Raw genomic sequence first — 15,351 nt, 5'->3', positions numbered from 1 at the left:
ATGACCGAGCACACGCGGAGGAACGTCCTGCGGGGCGGGCTGGCGGCCACGGCGGCGGGGGTCGCCGCGCCCGCCCTGGGCGCGGTACCGGCCGCGGCGGCCGGGCCCGCCGCGCCGCCGCCTCCGGCGTCGGAGGTCGGACGCGGCGACCCGCGCTTCCCGTCCCTGGCCTCGCGCGGCTACAACCGGCGGTTCGTGGGCGATCCCGACCACGTGTGGGTGGTCGGGACGACCGAGGACGTGGTCACGGCGGTGCAGCGGGCCGTCGACACCGGCAGGAGGGTGGCGGTCCGCGGCGGCGGCCACGGCTTCGAGGGCTTCGTCGGCGATCCCGCCGTGCGCGTCGTCATCGACACCTCCGCGATGACCGACGTCTACTACGACGCCCGCCGCCGCGCCTTCGCGGTGGAGGCGGGCGCGCTGCTCGGCGACGTGTACCGCAGGCTCTACCTGGGATGGGGCGTGACGATCCCCGCCGGGTGGTGCCCGACCGTCGGCGCCGGCGGGCACGTGCCCGGCGGCGGCTTCGGCCCGCTGTCGCGGACGATGGGCCTCGCCGTCGACCACCTCCACGCGGTCGAGGTGGTCGTCGTCGGCCGGGACGGGCGGGCCCGGAGCGTGGTGGCGACGAGCGGGGCGTCCGACCCGAACCGGGACCTGTGGTGGGCGCACACCGGCGGCGGGGGCGGGACGTTCGGCGTCGCCACCCGCTACTGGTTCCGGACGCCGGACGCGCGCGGCGACGACCCGTCCCGGCTGCTGCCCGCGCCGCCGTCCACGGCGCTGACGTTCTCCGTCGACTGGGACTGGAGCAGGCTGGACAGGGCCGCGTTCGAGCGGCTCGTCCGCAACCACGGCACCTGGGTGGAGCGCAACAGCGCGCCGGGCTCCCCGGCGGCCGCGCTCTACAGCGAACTCCAGCTCACCCGCCCGGCGGCCGGGACGATCGGCATGATCGGCCAGGTCGCCGCCGTCGCGGGCGCGTCCGCCGCCGAGCGGCTGCTGGACGGCCACATCGCCGCGATCAGCGAGGGCGTGCCGGTCGCACCCGTCAGGAAGGCGGCGAACCAGCCGTGGCTCGCGGCCGCGCTGGCCGGGTCGCCGGGCGACCCGGGGCCGCGGTACCGGCTGAAGGTGAAGTCGGCCTACCTGCGGCGCCGCCTGACCGACCGGCAGATCGGCGTCCTGCACCACCACCTGACCCGCACCGACTACGACCACCCCGGCGCGATCCTCAGCCTCTACACCTTCGGCGGGCGGGTCAACGCCGTCCGCCCGGACGCGACGGCGGCGCCCCACCGCGACACGATCATGAAGATGTTCTTCATCAACGGGTGGGAGGACGCCGCCGACGACGCCCGGCACATCGCCTACGCGCGCGAGGTCTACCGCGACCTCTACGCCGACACGGGCGGCGTGCCCGCGGCCGGCGACGGCGCGTTCATCAACTACCCCGACACCGATCTCGCGGACCCGGCGCTGAACGGCGGCGCGCCGTGGCACGTCCTGTACTTCCGCGGCAACTACCCGCGGCTCCAGCGGATCAAGGCGAAGTGGGATCCGCGCGACGTCTTCCGCCACGCGCTGTCCGTCCGCCCCGTGTGATCGCGCGCGGCGCGGCTCCGGGGCCGGTGGTCGGGACCGGGACGTGCTCAGTAGACCTCGCCGCCTCCCAACTGCACAAGGATCTCGTCGATCTGCTGGTAGTAGGAGTTCTCGCCGCCCTCGCAGGCGCCGGAGCCCTGGAACTCCACGCCGAGCGCGGTCCCGCCGGCGAAGTAGGGCGCGCCGGGGGCGTCGCCGGGCAGCCCGCAGGCGTCGGTCTGCGCGATGGTGCCCATCGTGCCGTCGGGCAGCATCACGCTCAGGTCGACCGCCTTCAGCTTGCCGCAGCGCAGCCCGGAGACCGGGCTGCTGCGGCAGATCTGCTGGCCGATGGGCACGTGGCCCGCGCCCTTGATGTGCTGCGAACCGGGGTGGGTGTCGACGCCGCCGGGACGCTCCGCCTGCGGTTCGACATAGCGGACGAGCCCGACGCCGAGGGGCGTGCGCGCGACGACGGTGCCGAGCGCGGTGGTCTTGGCGGAGTCGGCGTAGACCCTCTGGTCCTGCCGCGCGCACGAACCGGCGGTGAGGAAGTAGTAGCCGTCGCTCCTGCGGACGTTGAAACCGAGCGTGCACGGGGAGCCGTCGCTCGCGTAGACGGTCTGGCCGCCGACGGCGGAGGGCGGGGCGGCGGGGGAGGCGGGGGAGGCGGGTGAGGCCATCGCGCCCGGGGCGGGAGCGGCGAGCGTGGCGATGGCGCAGGCGGCGGCGGTCGCGGCCGCCGAGGAGATGCGGAGTCTCACGGGGGTCTCCTGCGGGGATGGACGCCCAGGGTCCTGGGTTGCCGGAATAGTCCGGCCGGGCGCGGGCCCCGGCAAGGGGGGGAACCTGCCAAGACGGCCGCCGACCGTATATCAACTACGGGGCAGGCGGCCGGAAGGCGCCGGTCAGCGGAGCTCAGCCCGCGCCGGGCGCGTTTGCGGACGTCCGTTCCGAGCTGCGCGTCCATGCCTCGGCGATCAGTTCGAAGGAGCGGACGCGGTCGGCGTGGTCGTGGGTGATGGTGGTGAGCAGCAGTTCGTCGGCGCCGGTGACGCGGCGCAGCGTCTCCAGCCCGGCGACGACCGCCTCGGGCGTCCCGACGAACTGGGTCTCGACGCGGTCGGCGACGAGGTCGAGGTCCTCGGGCCGCCACTCGTGCGCGGCGGCCTGCTCAGGCGTCGGGAACGGGATCGCGCCGTCGCCCGCCCGGATGCTGTGCACCCACAGCGCGTAGGGGGAGGCGAGCTCGCGCGCCTCCGCCTCGGTGGGCGCCGCGACCACGTCGGCGGAGACGAGGACGTAGGGCTCCTCCAGCGCCGCCGACGGGCGGAACGCCGCGCGGTAGGCGTCCACGGCCTCCAGCACGCTGGCCGGGGCGACGTGGTAGTTCGCGGCGAACGGCAGGCCCCGCTCGCCCGCGACGCGGGCGCTCTCGCCCCCGCTGCTTCCGAGGATCCACAGCGCGAGCGAGGCGCCCTCGCCGGGGTTGGCGTGCGCGTCCACGCCGTCGCGCTGGAGCGTCCCGTCCAGCAGCGCGGTGACCTCGTCGATGGCGTCGGTGAAGCGCGGCGCCCGCGCCCCGGCCTGCCGCAGCAGCGAGTCCTGGAGCAGGAGCCTCGGCGACCTCGCGGCCCGCGAGGTGTCGTAGGGGGTGGGGATCAGCAGGCCGTCCACGAACGTGGCCTCGCGCGCGGGACGCGGCGGCGCGGCGGCCCGCCCCGCGGCCTCCTGGCGCTTCTGCCCGGAGCGTCCGACGCCGAGGTCGATGCGTCCCGGGTGGAGGGCGTCGAGCGTGCCGAACTGCTCGACGATCGCCAGCGGCGTCCAGTGCCCGGTCTGGACGGCGCCGGACCCGACCCGGATCCGGGACGTGGCGGCGGCGACCGCCCCGATGAGGACCTGCGGCGCCGCGCTCGCGACGCCCGGCGAGAGGTGGTGCTCGGCGAGCCAGTACCGGTGGTAGCCGGCGGCCTCGGCCCGCCGCGCGAGGTCGAGGACGTCGCGCACGGCGTCGCGCGCGGTGCCGCCGGCCGGGACCGGCGCGAGGTCGAGGACGGACAGCGGTGTCACGGGCGCCTCCCAGGGTCGGACACGGCGTAGCGGTTCGCGGGACGCGGCAGCCCGAGATGCCCGCGCAGCGTCGCCGTCCCGTAGCTCTCGCGGAACGCGCCGCGCCCGCGCAGGATCGGCACCAGCTCGCGCGTGATCGCGGCGAGGTCGGCGGGCAGGACGCCCGGCCGCAGCCGGAACCCGTCCAGGCCCGCCTCGCGCCAGTCGAGCAGCAGGTCGGCGAGGTCGCCGGGGGTTCCGGTGAAGACCTCGGCGTCGAAGGCGGCGCGCGCGAGGCCGTCCAGCCGGGCGAGCCGGGCGTGGGCGGCCCCGGGCACGGCGTCCAGGAACACGACCAGGTCGCCGAGGACGCGGAGCGGCTCGCCGGTCCGCTCGACCGTGCGCTCGGCCTCCCTGACCTGGGCGACGACGGTCACCGCGTCCCCGCGGGAGCGCGGGGCGACGAGGACGACGTCGGCGGCCCGCGCCGCGAGCTCATAGCCGGCGACGTCGTCGGCCAGCACGGTCACCGGCGGCTGCCCCTGCGGCGGGCGCGGCGTGATCGACGGCCCCCGGACCCGGAGGTGCTCGCCCTCGAAGTCGATGTAGTGCAGCTTCTCGCGGTCCAGGAACCGGCCGGTGGCGGTGTCGCGGATCTCCGCGTCGTCCTCCCAGGAGTCCCACAGCCGCCGGACGACCTCGGCGAACTCGGCCGCCTCGCCGAGCAGCGCCGCGTCCGGGAGGTCGCGGCGGCCGAAGTGCGGCGCGTGGGCGTGGTGGGCGGGGGCGGCGTCGGGCCGCCATCCGGCGCGGCCGCGGCTGGCGTGGTCGAGCGAGGCGATGCCGATCGAGACGTGGAACGGCTCGGTGTGCGGGACGACGGTCGCGGGCACGAGGCCGATCCGGGACGTCGCGGGCGCGAGCCGCGCGGCGATCAGCACCGCGTCCAGCCGCGCCGTCACCCCGCCGGGCGGGGCCGGGGGGCCGAGCGCGTCCTCGATGGTGACGAAGTCGAGGAGGCCGCGCTCGGCCTCGGCGGCGAGGTCGCCCCAGTACCCGGCGGTGAACAGCGCGGACGGGCGGGCCGACGGATCGCGCCAGGCCGCCGGATGCCAGCCCGCGTCGTTCAGCGCGGCGGCGAGGTGCAGCTCGGTCATGGCGCCTCCAGTCCGAGGTGGTCGCGCAGGGTCGGGCCGGTGTAGTCGGCGCGGAACACGCCCTTCTCCTGGAGGAGGGGCACCACGTGCTCGACCAGGTCGTCCAGGCCGGTCGGGGTCAGGTGCGGGACGAGCACGAACCCGTCGGCGGCGTCGGTCCGCACGAACTCGTCGATCTGGTCCGCGACCGAGCGCGGCGTCCCGACGAACGTCTGCCGCCCGGTGGCCTCGATGACCAGCTCGCGGATGGTGAGGCCGCGCTCGGCGGCCAGCGCCCGCCACCGGCGGACGGTCTCGCTCCGGTCGCCGCGAAACTGCGCGCGGCCCTTCGACACGCCCTCGCCGAGGTCGGGTTCGACGTCGGGCAGCGGGCCGTCCGGATCGTAGCCGGACAGGTCGCGCCCCCAGAACCCCTCCAGGTAGGCCAGCGCGCCCTGCGGGGTCACCTGCGCGCGGCGGATGTCGGCGGCGCGCTCGGCCGCGTCCTCCTCGGTGTCGCCGAGCACGTAGGTGACGGAGGGCATGATCTTCAGCTCGTCCGGGCGGCGCCCGTACTTGGCGAGCCTGCTCTTGACGTCCTTGTAGAAGGCGCGGCCGTCCTCCAGCGTGCCGTGCCGGCTGAAGATGACGTCGGCCTCGGCGGCGGCGAACTCGCGCCCCTCCGCCGAGTCCCCGGCCTGGATGATCACCGGGCGGCCCTGGGGCGGGCGCGGCGCGTTGAACCGTCCGGCGATGTCGAACTGCGGGCCGCGATGCGCGAACGCCCCCGCGTCCGGGCGGGCGAACGTGCCCGAGGCGGGGTCGGCGACGAGGTCGCCGCCGCTCCAGGAGTCCCACAGCTCGCGGGCGGTGCCCAGGAACTCGCGGGCGCGGTTGTAGCGGTCGGCCTCGGCCAGGTAGCCGCCGCGCCGGAAGTTCTCGCCGGTGAACGCGTCCCAGCTCGTGACGACGTTCCAGGCGGCGCGCCCGCCGCTGAGGTGGTCGAGCGTGGCCAGGCGCCGCGCCACCTCGTAGGGCTCGTTGAACGTCGAGTTGACGGTCGCGGCGAGCCCGAGCCGCGCGGTGACCCCCGACAGCGCCGACAGGACGGTCAGCGACTCGGGCCGCCCGGCGACGTCGAGGTCGTGGATGCGGCCCTTCATCTCCCGCAGCCGGAGCCCCTCGGCGAGAAAGAAGAAATCGAACTTCCCGCGCTCCGCGGTCCGCGCGAGGTGGACGAAGGAGCCGAAGTCGATCTGGCTGCCCGAGCCCGGATCCGACCACACGGTCGTGTTGTTGACGCCGGGGAAATGGGCGGCCAGATGAATCTGCTTGACCGGCACCGGAACGGCCCCCTTCTCAGATCCGCGCGGCATCGCGGGCGAGTTCCGCCGCCACCACCTGCGGCGCGACGATGTCGGCCCAGGCGCCGAGCACCTCCTCCGCGGCCGCGATCTGCGACTCCAGGAACGCCAGCCCCGGTGTGGGCACGACCGCGCCCAACTCCACCAGCAGGGGCCGCAGATGCACCTCCACGGCCAGGGAGTGCTTCGGATCGCCCATCACCAGCAGCGGCAGCGCGACCGTCGAGGCCAGCGCGCCGCCCGGCAACCGGTCCAGGAACACCTTGAGCAGGCCCGTGTAGGTGGCCTTGTAGGTCGGGCTCGCGACCAGCAGGACGTCGGCGGAGGCGACCCGGTCCAGCGCGTCCTGCGTCTCCGGGGCCGGCACGGCCCCGAGCAGGCCGGGTGCCAGGGCCGACAGATCGACGGCCTCGACCGCGTCGCCGTCGCCGATCCGTTCGGCTATCGCGGCCGCGGCCTTCAGAGCCACCTGAAATGTCCGGGACTGGGGACGTGGATTCCCTACCAGAACGACAATGCTCATGTTCGCTCCCTTAGTCACAATACTTTTGCCATGCAGATCGAGAAATGCAACCGTTCGTACGGGGGAAAGACCGGGACGCGGGTGTAGCCCTCGCGCTCGTACAGCCGGACCGCGTCGGGCTGCCGGTCGCCGGTCTGCAACACGAGCCGGGACGCGCCGAGCGCGCGCGCCGCGTCCTCCACCGCCGCCAGCAGCGCCGTGGACACCCCCGTGCCCCGCGCGGCGGATGCGACGTACATCCGCTTCAGCTCCAGGTCGCCGCCGTCCAGGCGGCGCAGCGCGGCATGCCCCACGGGTTCGCCGGAGGCGTAGGCGACCGCGACGTGGACGGCCTCGTGCGCTTCGACGACGAGCGCGCTCCGCCACTCCGGCTCGGCGACGAGGGCCTCGATCTCCTCCAGCCGGTCCTCGTAGCGGTCGCGCATCTCCGCGTCCATGGATCTGCGCAGCGCCTCCGCCGCGGGGTCGTCCCAGGCGGCGGCGCGGACTTCGACGTGGACGCTGACGGGCAACGGAAAGGCTCCTTAGCGGAGGGAACGGAAGGTGCTGGCGTGGAAGACCAGCGGCGGGACGTCGTGCGCGGCGTCCAGGTCCTCGACGCGGAAGACGACGATGTCGTGGTCACCGGAGCGGACCTGCTGCTCGACGACGCAGTCGAACCACGCGGACGCGCCCTCGACCAGCACGGAGCCGCCCTCGGTGGCCCGCCACTCGACGCCCGCGAACCGGTCGCCGTCGCGGGCGCCGACGCGGCGGCCGACGTGCTCCTGGTGCGCGCCGAGCACGCTGATCCCGATCGTGGGCCGCTCGCGCAGCAGGGGCCAGGTCGTGGAGGTGTGCGCGACGCACACCGACACGAGCGGCGGGTCGAGCGACACCGGCACGAACGAGCTGGCGGCGATCCCGGCGGGACGCCCGCCGACCAGGCCCGCGACCACGGCGACGCCGGTCGGGTAGGCGCCGTAGACGCGGCGCAGGTCGAGCCCGAGCGCCGTCATCGCGCCGCGTCCTTCGGGAGGAAGGCGGTGGCGCCTTGGCCCGCCGGCCCGGCCGGGCCGTGGAACAGGCCGCGTTCGGCGAGGCGGGGCAGCACGCCCTCACCGACCCAGTACAGCTCCTCCAGGTGCGGGTAGCCCGACAGGACGAACTCGTCGATGCCGAGGCCGGCGTACTCGGCGATGCGCTCGGCGACCTCGGCGTGGTCGCCGACCAGCGCCGTCCCGGCGCCGCCCCGGACGAGCCCGACGCCCGCCCACAGGTTCGGCGCGATCTCCAGGGCGCGGGGGTCGCGCCAGGAGCCGTCCGCGCGGCTGGTCTCGTGGAGTTCGCGCATGCGCCGCTGGCCGACGGACTCGCTGCGGGCGAGCGCGGCCTGGGCGGCGGCGACGGTGTCCTCGCCGAGCGCCTCGACCATCCGCCCCGCGAGCCGCCACGCCTCCTCGGCGGTGTCGCGGGTGATGATGTGCAGCCGGATGCCGAACCTCGGCTTCCGGCCCCGTGCGGCGGCGAGCCCGCGGATCCACTCGATTTTGGCGGCGACGGCGTCGAGCGGCTCACCCCAGGTCAGGTACACGTCGGCGTGCTCGGCGGCGACCGGTCCGGCGGCGGCCGAGGACCCGCCGAAGTACAGCGGCGGGACGGGGTCGGGGACGGTCGGCAGCCGCGCGGCGTCGATGTCGAGGTGCGCGCCGCGATGGGTGACGGTCTCGCCGTCCCAGAGCCGCCGCACGACCGACAGGAACTCCGCGCAGCGCGCGTACCGCTCGTCCTTGGACAGGTGGTCGCCGTAGGCGCGCTGCTCGTGCGCCTCGCCGCCGGTGACGACGTTGAGCAGCAGCCGCCCCGGGGCGTGCGCGCTGAACGTCGCGGCCATCTGCGCGGCGAGCGTCGGGCTGATCAGTCCCGGCCGGAACGCGACGAGGAACGCCAGCCGCTCGGACTCGCGCGCCAGCATCGCGGTGGTCAGCCAGGCGTCCTCGCACCACGCGCCGGTCGGGGTGAGCGCGCCGGTGAAGCCCAGCTCCTCGGCGCCGCGCACGATCGAGGACAGGTAGCCGATCGTGGCGCGCCGGTCGCCGGACGCCGCGTCCGCGGGACGGCCGTGGCCGCCGCCCACGATGAAGCGCGAGTCGCCGTAGGTGGGCAGGAACCAGTGGAACGACAGGGTCACGGTTGGGGTTTCCTTCCTCAGAGCTGCCCGTGCCGGGGCGGGGGAGCGCCCGTCAGCAGCCAGCGTCCGATGTGCTGCACCTTCCAGCGTTCGGGGTCGTGCAGGGTGTGGGTCCGCGCGTCCCGCCAGTGCCGCGAGAGGTTGAGCGCGCCCGCCGCCGACCGCGTCCCGCCCAGCTCGAACAGCGTCGAGGCGGCCTCCAGCGCGGCGCGGCCGGTGGCGACCTTCGCGGCGGCGGTCGCGATCGACGCCCGCGCGGCGGAGTCGTCGGAGAGGTCGCGCTCGGCCGCGTCGATCGCCTCGGCGGCCTCCCGCAGCAGCGCCTCGGCGGCCCGCACGGTGATCTCCAGCTCGCCCGCCCGCTGGACGAGCAGCGGGTCGCCGGTCGCGGTCTCCGCGCCGCTCTCGAACCACGGCCGCGCCCGCCCGGCGGCGGTGACGGCGGCGGCGACCGCGCCCCGGGCGATGCCCGCGTCCAGCGCGGCGTGCAGCACCTGCGCCCGCGCGCCGTAGGTCGTGGGCCCGTCGAAGAGCGCGTTGTAGGGGACGATGTCGTCGGCGCCGACCGGGACGTCCTCCAGGCGGACCGTTCCACTCGCGGTGGTCCGCTGCCCCATGCCGTCCCAGTCGTCGTCGATGGCGACGCCGGGGGAGTCGCGCGCGATGTAGGCGAGCGCCTTGGGCGGCGCGCCGCCCGGCAGCGGCGGCTCGTCGGCGAGGACGGCCCGGACGACCAGCACGTCCGCGAACAGCGCGCCGGTGCTGTAGTACTTCACGCCGCCGAGGACGTAGCGGCCGGGCCGCGTCCGGCGCAGGGTGGTGGCGTCGTCGGTGACGGTGCGCCCGCCGCGCTCGGTCTGGGCGTTGGCGAAACGCGCGCCGTCCAGCGCCCTCGCGAAGTACCGGGCCCGCTGCTCCTCGGTGCCCTGCCGCCGCAGCGCGTCCAGGAACACGAAATGGCTCTGCGGTATCTGCGCGAGGCTCGCGTCGGCGGCGGCGAGCGTCCGGAACACCTCGGCCAGCACGGCGGCGCCCACCTCGGCGCCGCCGTGCCGGGCGGGCACCGCGGCGCCGAGCAGGCCCGAGCCCGAGAGCTCGGCCAGCTCGGCGGCCGGTGCCCGCCGGTCGCGGTCGCGCTCGTCCGCCCGCACGGCGACGGCGGCGGCGAGCTTGCGCGCGACCTCCACGGCCTCCGCGCCCGAGCGGATCACGTGCGCGTTCGGCATCGTCGTCCTCAGCGGTAGAGGGAGAAGGCGGGGGCGCGGCGGTTCAGCGTCCAGTCCCCGACCTCGCGGGCCTTGTAGGCGACCGGGTCGTGGACGGTGTGGGTGCGCAGGTTCCGCCAGTGCCGGTCGAAGCCGTAGGCGCTGGTCGTGGCCCGCGCGCCCTGGATCTCGAACAGCCGGGACGCGACCGACAGCGCGACCTTCGTCGACAGGTACTTGGCCTCGTAGACCGCGACCGCCGCGTCCGCGCGCTGCTCGGCGGTGATCGAGGGGCCGATGCCGAGCGCGTCCTGGAGCGCGTCCCCGGCCCGGTCGGCGAGCAGGGCGGCGGCGCGGATCTCGCTGCGCAGCTCCCCGACCGTCTGGAGGACGTAGGGGTCGTCGGTCGCGCTGTCCACGCCGGAGGTCTCCCAGGGCGCGCCGTGCAGGCGCGTCCAGTCCAGCGCCTCGTCGAGCGCGCCCTCGGCCGTGCCGACGTAGAAGTTGACGAACGCGAGCTGCCAGTGCGGGGTGACCAGCGTCTGGTACGGGGTGATCGTCCGTCCGGTGAGCGGGTCGGGGCCGAGGACCTCGTGCCGCTCGACGGGCGTCGCGGTGAACTCGACGCCGCCGGAGTCGGTGAGCCGCTGGCCGATGTTGTCCCAGTCGCCGAGCGCGCGGAAGCCCTTCCGCCCGGCGGGCAGCGCGACGAACAGCAGCTCGCCCTCGAAGGCGGCGGTCACCGACAGGTAGTCGCCGAGCCCGGCGCCCGAGGCGAACGAGCGGCGGCCGTCCAGCCGGAACCGGTCGCCGTCGCGCGACAGCACGACGTCGGAGCCGCCGCGCGGGTTCTGCACGCCGCCCCAGAACACCTTCTCCCGCCCGTTGCGCCGCGACAGCTCGGCGTCCTGCTCGGGCGTGCCGAACAGCGAGGCGACCCGGGTCTGCGCGTAGTGGTAGCCGATCAGGTGCGCGATCGAGGTGTCGCCGCGCGCGATCCGCCGGACGACCTGCGCCGCCTGCGCGAACGACAGCCCGTCGCCGCCGTGCTCGACGGGCTCCTGCACCTGGAGCAGGTCGTTGCGCCGCAGCAGCTCGACCTCCTCGCGCGGCGCCCGGTTGGCGCGGTCGCGCTCGGCGGCGGTGGCCCGCAGCTCGGCGGCGACGACGTCGGCGCGGTGCAGCGCGGCGGCGAACCGCTCGTCGTTCGTTGCGATGCTCTGCTCGGTCTCGACGGACATTGCCTCTCCTGTGTCGTGGGGGTTTTCAGGAGTTCACGTGTGCCGGCGTCTCCAGGTCCGCTTCCAGCTCGCGGACGAGCGGCAGGACGCGCTCGCCGAAGTACTCGACGTCCTCCAGGTAGTGCAGGAAGCCGAGCAGGAACAGGTCGACGCCGAGCCGCTTGTAGGCGACGATCCGCTCCGCGATCTGCTCGGGTGTGCCGATCAGCCCGGTGCGGAACCCGTCGTTGTACTGGACGAGGTCGGCGAACTCCGAGTCCTGCCACATGCCCTTGCCGTCCGACGCCGACCGCCCCGCCTGCCTGACCGCCGACCCGAAGCCCTCGACGGCCTTCCGGTCGGCCTTCGCGACGATCTCGCGCAGCACCTCGCGGGCCTCGGCCTCGGTGTCGCGCGCGATCAGGAACCCGTTCAGCCCGAACCGGACGCGGCGCCCGTGCAGCCCCGCCTCGGCCCGGACGTCGCGGATCTGCTCGGTGACGCCGTCGAAGTCGCGGCCGTTGCTGAAGTACCAGTCCGACACCCGCCCGGCCATGCGGCGGGCGCTGGTGGAGTTGCCGCCCTGGAAGATCTCCGGGTGCGGGCGCCCCGGCCCGGCCAGCGGCTTGGGGCGCAGGTCGAAGTCGTGCAGCCGGTAGAAGTCGCCGCCGAACTCCGCGTGCTCGGAGGTCCAGATCTCGCGCAGCACCCGGATGAACTCCTCGCTGCGCCGGTACCGCTCGTCGTGCTCCAGCCACGGCTCGCCGAGCTTGGTGAACTCGTCCTTGAACCAGCCGCTGACGACGTTCACGGCGGCGCGGCCGCCCGAGAGCTGGTCGGCGGTCGCGATGAACTTGGCGAGCACGCCCGGGTGCCACAGCCCGGGGTGCACGGCGGCGATCACCTTCAGCCGCTGCGTCGCGAGCAGCAGCGCGAGGCTGAACCCGGTCGACTCGTGCTGGTAGGCGGCGCCGTAGGAGGCGATGTAGCGGACCTGGCTGAGCGCGTACTCGAAGCCGTTCCGCTCGGCGAGCACGGCCAGTTCCCGGTTGTAGTCGTAACCCCAGTCGGTGCGCTGCTCGATCGTGCTGACGACCAGCCCGCCGCTGACGTTGGGGACCCAGTAGGCGAACTTCAGGGGATCGTGGCTATTTTCCATATTCCCTACTGACATAGTGTGAATTGTGCGCGTGCGGCCCCGTCCAGGTCAATGCCGTCAGCGGGGCGATCGGATCCGCTCGGTGAAGATGTGGTTGCTGTCGGCGCGGCTGCCCGGCGTCCGGCCGCGCCCCCAGCCGACGATCCGCCGGTACTCCCCGAACGCGTCGGCGAGGGCGGCCTCGTCGGTGTGCGGGGAGCCGTCCGGCGCGGGCCCGCTGAAGGGCGCGACGTACAGGGCGTCCGTCGGGCAGTGGGCCTCGCACATGAAGCACGACTGGCAGTCGCTCTGCCGCGCGATCACCGGGAGGCCGTCGGCGCCCCGGTCGAACACGTCGGTCGGGCACACCTTGACGCACACGTCGCACTTCACGCAGCGCTCCGCGCTCACGACCTCGATCACGCCGCCACCTCCTGGGGCTCGGTGGAGGTCCAGGTCTCCTCCAGGCCGCCGACCAGCAGCCGGTGCTCGAAGCTCCGCAGCGTCGGCAGGCCGTCCAGCCGGTGCATGCCCCGGGACTCCTCGCGGGCCAGCGCGGCGCGGTAGCACCAGCGGGCGTGCGCGGTCATGGCCGCCGCCGACCGGGCGCGCAGGCGCTCGCGGCCCGTCCCGGCGACGCCCTCGGACGTGATGCGCTCCCACAGCGCGTCCAGCGAGGCCAGCGAGGCGCGGAGCCCCTCGCGCGTGCGGAACAGGTTGCGGTCGAGCGGCAGGATCTCGGCCTGGACGGCGCGGACGACCCGCGCCGCGTCCAGCGACCCGGGCGTCAGGCCGGCCCTCCCGGCCGGAACGGTGCGTGTCCGGTCCCGGCCGAGGCCGAACCGCGCGGCGCCGCGTCCGGCCCAGGTGCCCGACGAGATCGCCCACGCGCCGTTGTAGGCGCCGCCGCCGCTGACCGCGCCCGACACCGGTTCGCGGGTCGCGACGTCCCCGGCGGCGTACAGGCCGGGGACGGTCGTCGCGCAGTCGTCGCCGACGATCCGCAGCCCGCCCGTGCCCCGGACCGTGCCCTCCAGCACCATCCGCACCTCGTAGGGGTCGCGGAACGGGTCGATCCCGGCCTTGTCCAGCGGCAGGAAGTAGTTCGGCTGCGCGTCGCGCATCGCCTGCCGCAGCTCGGCGGGCGCCTGGTCGAGCCGCGCGAAGACCTTCCGCCCGGCCGCGAGGCGCTCGGCGACCTGCGCCCTGGCCCACAGCGGGTCCGGGACCTCGATGCGCGTGCCGTCCTCGGCGTAGTACGTCGCGAACTGCATCATCAGGCCCTTGGTGTGCGCGCCGTAGGCGGGCGAGAGCCCGTACACGCTGGAGAACTCCATCCCCGACAGCTCCGCGCCCAGCTCGGCGGCCATCAGGTGCCCGTCGCCGGTGTCGACGTTGGTGCCGAAAGCGCCGGACAGGAACGCGCAGCCGCCGGTCGCGAGCACGACCGCGCCCGCGCGGACCGTCCAGGGCGCCTCGCCCTCCTGCCGGGCGATGCCGGCCGCGCCCGCGACGACGCCCGAGGAGTCGGTCAGCAGCCGCAGCGCCGGATGGTGGTCGAGGATCAGCACCCCCGACCGGTGGACGCGGCGCCGCATCCGCTTCATGTACTCCGGCCCCTGGAGGCTGCCGCGCCGCTCCACCCCGTCGTGGACCGGGAACGGGTAGCCGAACGAGGCGAGGTCGTCGACGCGGCGGTAGGTCTCGTCCACGACGCGGGCCATCCAGCGGCGGTCGGCGAGCCGGGCGCTCTGCTCGAACCGCGCGTCGACCTCCCGCTCGCGCTCCGCCGCGTCCGGGGGCACGTACCAGAGGTTGTTGCCGCCCGACGCGGTCGGCCCGCTGGTGCCGCAGTACCCCTTGTCGGCGAGGACGACCCGCGCCCCGGCCGCGGCGGCGGCCAGCGCCGCCCACGCCCCGGCGGGCCCGCCGCCGAGCACGAGGACGTCGGCGTCGTGCTCGATCACGGCGTGGCTCCGGCGGCGGTCCGGGCGCCCGGGGCCAGCCACGAGTCGATCGGGAAGTCGGTCTTGAGGAGCTTCTGCCCGGCGAGGAACCCCTTGGTCCCGTCGAGCAGCTTCAGCCCCTCCGGGGGGAACGGCGTGTCCGGGAGCTGCTCCCTCAGCGTCGTCTTGATGGTCACCTGCGGCGCGTAGCCGCCGGTCCGCGCGACGTAGGCGGTGTAGGCGGGCCAGTTCGCCTTGGCCACCCGGGTCGCCTTCGACTCGGCCCGCTGCCAGACCTTGACGATGTCCTTGTGCCCGGACAGGTACTTCTCGGTCACGACGGTCGCGGACGTACCGAGCAGGTCGGGGTGGTCGCGGGAGGCGACGTCGACCGAGCGGTACCCCTTCGCCTCCTCGGCGACCTGGTCGGCCGAGACGAGCCCGCCCGCGTCGATCGCGTTCTTCTCCAGCGCCGCGATGATCGCGGGCGTGTACATGTGGATGATCTGCTTCGGCCTCACCCCGGCCTGCTGGAGCGCGCCGAGCAGGTAGCGGTGGATGTAGGAGCCGGTCTGCACGCCGATCCGCTTGCCCTCCAGGTCCTTGAGCGAGGTGGGCCCGCCGTCCTTCTTGGCGACGATCGCCGCGTCCAGCCGGATGGAGTTCAGCGACACCAGCCGGGTCGGCAGGCCCTGCCCGTGCCCGATCAGCGCCGGGGTGTCGCCGTAGATGCCGATGTCCAGCGACCCGCCCGCGAGCGCCTGGTTCAGGTCGGGGCCGTTCTGGAACGTCGCGACCTGGATCTTGTCGATCCCGGCGGCCTTCAGCTCGGGCAGCAGCTCGCCGCGCTCGTCGAGGAACCCGACGGTGCGGTTCAGCTTGTTGCCGACGGCCGTCCCGATCACTCCGACGCGCAGCGTCTTGGAGCCGCCCGCGGCGGCGGACGAGCCGCACGCCGCCGCGCCCAGCACGAGCAGCCCGGCGGCCAGGATCTTGGGGATCTTCACAGTTCT

At 74.8% G+C, this 15,351-nt stretch carries 15 protein-coding genes; 1 reads left to right on the top strand and 14 read right to left on the bottom strand.

The genetic code is table 11. The features are described 5' to 3' along the window. Positions 1-1,605: an FAD-binding oxidoreductase gene (locus tag GNZ18_RS01075; protein WP_156214176.1), complete on the top strand. Its 1,605-nt coding sequence runs from the start codon at positions 1-3 to the stop codon at positions 1,603-1,605. Positions 1,606-1,652: 47 nt separating this feature from the next. On the opposite strand, the gene GNZ18_RS01070 is transcribed toward GNZ18_RS01075, so the two are convergent. From GNZ18_RS01070 to GNZ18_RS01005, 14 genes are all read right to left on the bottom strand, one after another. Then, positions 1,653-2,348, bottom strand: a complete 696-nt coding sequence (locus GNZ18_RS01070; protein ID WP_156214175.1) for a S1 family peptidase — start codon at positions 2,346-2,348, stop codon at positions 1,653-1,655. A gap of 154 nt (positions 2,349-2,502) precedes the next feature. After that, the gene (locus GNZ18_RS01065) at positions 2,503-3,657 is read right to left on the bottom strand and encodes an LLM class flavin-dependent oxidoreductase (RefSeq protein ID WP_312874237.1); all 1,155 of its coding nucleotides are present in this window, start codon (positions 3,655-3,657) and stop codon (positions 2,503-2,505) included. After that, positions 3,654-4,793 (bottom strand): LLM class flavin-dependent oxidoreductase, encoded by a 1,140-nt coding sequence (locus GNZ18_RS41050; RefSeq protein WP_156214173.1) that lies wholly within the window; start codon positions 4,791-4,793, stop codon positions 3,654-3,656. Before GNZ18_RS41050 ends, GNZ18_RS01065 begins: the two co-directional genes overlap by 4 nt. Then, complete coding sequence (locus tag GNZ18_RS01055; RefSeq protein ID WP_312874236.1) at positions 4,790-6,115, bottom strand: NtaA/DmoA family FMN-dependent monooxygenase; 1,326 nt, start codon at positions 6,113-6,115, stop codon at positions 4,790-4,792. Before GNZ18_RS01055 ends, GNZ18_RS41050 begins: the two co-directional genes overlap by 4 nt. 16 nt (positions 6,116-6,131) lie before the next feature. Next, positions 6,132-6,659: an NADPH-dependent FMN reductase gene (locus GNZ18_RS01050; RefSeq protein WP_156214171.1), complete on the bottom strand. Its 528-nt coding sequence runs from the start codon at positions 6,657-6,659 to the stop codon at positions 6,132-6,134. Between the two features lie 14 nt (positions 6,660-6,673). After that, the gene (locus GNZ18_RS01045; protein WP_246249331.1) at positions 6,674-7,171 is read right to left on the bottom strand and encodes a GNAT family N-acetyltransferase; all 498 of its coding nucleotides are present in this window, start codon (positions 7,169-7,171) and stop codon (positions 6,674-6,676) included. A gap of 12 nt (positions 7,172-7,183) precedes the next feature. Then, positions 7,184-7,657 (bottom strand): flavin reductase family protein, encoded by a 474-nt coding sequence (locus tag GNZ18_RS01040; protein WP_156214170.1) that lies wholly within the window; start codon positions 7,655-7,657, stop codon positions 7,184-7,186. Beyond that, the gene (locus GNZ18_RS01035) at positions 7,654-8,829 is read right to left on the bottom strand and encodes an LLM class flavin-dependent oxidoreductase (RefSeq protein WP_214616345.1); all 1,176 of its coding nucleotides are present in this window, start codon (positions 8,827-8,829) and stop codon (positions 7,654-7,656) included. Before GNZ18_RS01035 ends, GNZ18_RS01040 begins: the two co-directional genes overlap by 4 nt. A 17-nt stretch (positions 8,830-8,846) precedes the next feature. Beyond that, positions 8,847-10,055, bottom strand: a complete 1,209-nt coding sequence (locus tag GNZ18_RS01030) for an SfnB family sulfur acquisition oxidoreductase (RefSeq protein WP_156214169.1) — start codon at positions 10,053-10,055, stop codon at positions 8,847-8,849. 8 nt (positions 10,056-10,063) lie between these two features. Beyond that, a complete protein-coding gene (locus GNZ18_RS01025; protein ID WP_156214168.1) occupies positions 10,064-11,275 on the bottom strand; it encodes an acyl-CoA dehydrogenase family protein in 1,212 nt (403 codons plus the stop codon). Between the two features lie 25 nt (positions 11,276-11,300). Next, entirely contained in the window at positions 11,301-12,428 is a 1,128-nt protein-coding gene (sfnG, locus tag GNZ18_RS01020; protein WP_246249330.1) for a dimethylsulfone monooxygenase SfnG, read from the bottom strand. A gap of 42 nt (positions 12,429-12,470) precedes the next feature. After that, complete coding sequence (locus tag GNZ18_RS01015) at positions 12,471-12,815, bottom strand: 4Fe-4S dicluster domain-containing protein (RefSeq protein WP_214616346.1); 345 nt, start codon at positions 12,813-12,815, stop codon at positions 12,471-12,473. Beyond that, positions 12,812-14,359: an FAD-dependent oxidoreductase gene (locus GNZ18_RS01010; protein ID WP_312874235.1), complete on the bottom strand. Its 1,548-nt coding sequence runs from the start codon at positions 14,357-14,359 to the stop codon at positions 12,812-12,814. The genes GNZ18_RS01015 and GNZ18_RS01010 overlap by 4 nt, the downstream gene beginning before the upstream one ends. Then, positions 14,356-15,345 (bottom strand): ABC transporter substrate-binding protein, encoded by a 990-nt coding sequence (locus GNZ18_RS01005; protein ID WP_173390590.1) that lies wholly within the window; start codon positions 15,343-15,345, stop codon positions 14,356-14,358. Before GNZ18_RS01005 ends, GNZ18_RS01010 begins: the two co-directional genes overlap by 4 nt. Positions 15,346-15,351: the final 6 nt, after the last annotated feature.

The organism is Actinomadura litoris (assembly GCF_009733595.1).
GTDB lineage: Bacteria > Actinomycetota > Actinomycetes > Streptosporangiales > Streptosporangiaceae > Spirillospora > Spirillospora litoris.
Note: the sequence above shows the minus strand (reverse complement) of the source record. Positions and strands in the feature narration are given on the sequence as shown.

Coding starts and splice junctions, on each gene's coding strand:
- GNZ18_RS41050 (WP_156214173.1), bottom strand. CDS start 4,793: ATGACCGAGCTGCACCTCGCCGCCGCGCTGAACGACGCGGGCTGGCAT.
- GNZ18_RS01075 (WP_156214176.1), top strand. CDS start 1: ATGACCGAGCACACGCGGAGGAACGTCCTGCGGGGCGGGCTGGCGGCC.
- GNZ18_RS01030 (WP_156214169.1), bottom strand. CDS start 10,055: ATGCCGAACGCGCACGTGATCCGCTCGGGCGCGGAGGCCGTGGAGGTC.
- sfnG (WP_246249330.1), bottom strand. CDS start 12,428: ATGTCAGTAGGGAATATGGAAAATAGCCACGATCCCCTGAAGTTCGCC.
- GNZ18_RS01040 (WP_156214170.1), bottom strand. CDS start 7,657: ATGACGGCGCTCGGGCTCGACCTGCGCCGCGTCTACGGCGCCTACCCG.
- GNZ18_RS01025 (WP_156214168.1), bottom strand. CDS start 11,275: ATGTCCGTCGAGACCGAGCAGAGCATCGCAACGAACGACGAGCGGTTC.
- GNZ18_RS01050 (WP_156214171.1), bottom strand. CDS start 6,659: ATGAGCATTGTCGTTCTGGTAGGGAATCCACGTCCCCAGTCCCGGACA.